General features: G+C 61.5%; 1 protein-coding gene. It reads left to right on the top strand.

What is annotated here, in order from left to right; translation table 11 throughout:
• On the top strand, nucleotides 1-1321 hold a 1321-nt coding region (locus tag BV95_RS10415), incomplete at its 5' end, for a metallophosphoesterase family protein (RefSeq protein ID WP_051749702.1).
• Nucleotide 1322: the final 1 nt, after the last annotated feature.

Below are 1322 nucleotides of genomic sequence, written 5' to 3'. Positions count from 1 at the left end.
CACGGCGCGCTTCAGGGAGATGGAAGCAATGTCGATGAAGAAAGTCCTGCTCTTGCTGTCAGCCTTTGTGGGCGCGTCGCAATATTGTGCGCATGCCGGGGAGGGGCAGTTCACTGTCGCGGTGATACCCGACACCCAATATTACACCGATTTCCGGCATCAGACCGATGCGGGCTTTCCCTTTGACGCCCGCGAGCTTTTCTTCGACCAGATGCGCTATATCGCGGCCAATGCGCAGTCGGCGGGCGGCGACATCGCCTTCGCCACGGCGCTGGGCGACGTGTGGCAGCATCCCAGCGAACGGATGCCGGCCGAATATGCCGCCAAGGGCTACAAGCATATCGAAAGCTTCCTGACCAGCCTGCCGCAAATCCATCCGGACGAGCGGGTGAAGACGATCGAAATGCCCACGGCGCGCCAGGGCTATGAGCTGATCGCCGGGAAACTGCCCTTCTCGGTGGTGCCGGGCAATCATGATTATGACGCGAACTGGGCCGATTCCCGGTACGTGCCGGGGCAGAAGCCGGAATTTCCCTTCGGCATGCTCGCTTATGGCGGGCTGAAGAACTGGGCGTCGGTGTTCGGCGCGCAGACCCCCTTCTTCAAGGACAAGCGCTGGTATGTCGCCAGCTACAAGGAGGGCGTGGACAGCGCGCAGATCTTCGAGGCGGGCGGCTATCGCTTCCTGCATATCGGGCTGGAGATGGCCCCGGCCGACGACGTGCTGCAATGGGCCGAAAGCGTGATCAAGCGCTATCCCGGCGTGCCCACGATCATCAGCACGCATGATCACCTGAACCCGGCCGGGGAACGGCGTCCGATCTCCGCGGTGGATTTCCACGCGGTCGACCCCTCGCACAATAATCCTGAGGCGGTGTGGGAGAAGTTCCTGTCGAAGAACGACCAGATCTTCCTGATGCTGAGCGCGCATCAATATGGCCAGTCGCGGCGCGTGGACCTGAACCAATATGGTCACAAGGTCTATCAGATCATGTCGGACTATCAGGGACGGCGGCAATCCTTCGTCAATGCGGCGCCCGGCCGTTCGAACGAGCAGGAGACGGTGGGCGACGGCTGGATGCGGCTGATGAAGTTCGACCTGTCGAGCCCCAAGCCCCATATCCAGGTGCAGACCATCTCCACCTTCTTCAAGAGCACGGCGAGCAAGCTGCCGACCTATGCGGTCTTCTACAAGGCGGCGGAAAAGCCCAAGGCGTCGGATGCCGAATTCATCGCCGCCGATGAATTCACGCTGGACCTGGACGATTTCGCCAGCCGCTTCGCCTCGGCGCGGGTCAAGGACGTCAAGAAGGGCAAGTGAC

Origin of the sequence: Sphingobium chlorophenolicum (assembly GCF_000722875.1) — a bacterium.
GTDB classification, from domain to species: Bacteria; Pseudomonadota; Alphaproteobacteria; order Sphingomonadales; family Sphingomonadaceae; genus Sphingobium; species Sphingobium chlorophenolicum.
The sequence above is the reverse complement of the archived record's forward strand: the minus strand, read 5'-3'. Positions and strand labels throughout refer to the sequence as shown.